The organism is Bartonella sp. MU70NMGDW (genome assembly GCF_042194085.1).
GTDB classification, from domain to species: domain Bacteria; phylum Pseudomonadota; class Alphaproteobacteria; order Rhizobiales; family Rhizobiaceae; genus Bartonella; species Bartonella grahamii.
On the sequence record NZ_JBHIMK010000325.1, the window covers coordinates 1 to 1,282 of the forward strand.

Sequence of the window (1,282 nt, forward strand, 5' to 3'; positions counted from 1 at the left end):
AAATGGAGCGTCCACAGCGAAGAAGGGGCTAATTTTTTAAAATCCGCATGAATGCTTATTCTGTTGTGCTGTAAAAACATCATCGTTTGAGGTGTGGTGTAAGGCATAAAAACTTTATGCATGGGGTGTTTTGATAAGAGAGTGTAGTGAATATTCAAGAGAGGGCTTTCTTGTATAATTTTGTGAAAGGAACCATATGAAATGTGAAGCCGAAAGGGAGCTGTTTTTGAGAAGTTGGATTGTGTATCAACCAGTTTGAGGAGGGATTTGCATCCTTTGATGTGTGAGAAGGAAGCCAAGAACAGAGCGTGTAGCACCCTATACCCATGTTTTTAAAGGTTTTAATTTTGATCAGAAATTAATTTTAAAATTGCTTTTTGTTTGACAGATGTAAGAATTCTAAAACTTTTTAAAAGCAAATATTCCTCTTTGCTCGCTACAATTTCATCATGATGATACGGGATGTGTTTTTTTGTGATGATATCAGCGTAAAAAAAGGCAATAGGGACATCTAATATATCGGAGATTTCCTTTAAACGTCCTGCGCTCACGCGATTTAAGCCTTTTTCATACTTTTGGATTTGTTGGAAAGTGATACCTAAATGATGCCCTAATGTTTTTTGAGACATTTTGAGCATTTTTCGCCTAAAGCGAATTTTTTTGCCTACAAAAAGATCAACATTAAGATTTTGAGTTTGCATTTGCCCCCTCCGGTTGCGAGCGCTCTCGCATTGGTATTCTGGGAGCTTGAAAACACTGAACCCTAGTCAGCATTCTGCTTTTAGTGCTTGGAGCACCTGGACATAGAAAAATCTCCCGGAATTCCGAGATACCCACACACTGGGTTTATTTTTACGCTAGGGTTTCGGGTTTTCAAGGCCCTATTAATCGTTGCGTATACGACCAAAACATTTTCTAATTAGTAAAGTAATTTTAGAAGATTGACAATAAAAATAGTTTTTCTTGAGACGGATAGATTTTTTTAAATAGGAGGTTGTTTGCCTTTCAAACTTTTAAGGTTTGCTTACTAAACTCACGTTTTCAGATTCGCTTTTTACAAAGGTAAACCTTGGTTTTTAAGCTCAAGGCACCGCCTATGGTGCTGTTCTTAACCAATAACCAAAATGGCTTGTTTTGATGCGTCTGAGATATCATGATGATAGGGGAAAGCTTTTATGAGTAAAGAGCCCTCATGCAAAATAAAATCAAAACAGAATAGATTTGGTTGTTGTATATTCACATGTTTGTTTTAAGAAGATATTTCTCAATGTTAGCGCCCATT

At 36.7% G+C, this 1,282-nt stretch carries 1 protein-coding gene; it reads right to left on the reverse strand.

What is annotated here, in order from left to right; all coding sequences use genetic code 11:
• Positions 1-341 precede the first annotated feature (341 nt).
• Complete coding sequence (locus ACFIKE_RS10760) at positions 342-701, reverse strand: helix-turn-helix domain-containing protein (protein WP_375649896.1); 360 nt, start codon at positions 699-701, stop codon at positions 342-344.
• Between the last annotated feature and the right edge of the window lie 581 nt (positions 702-1,282).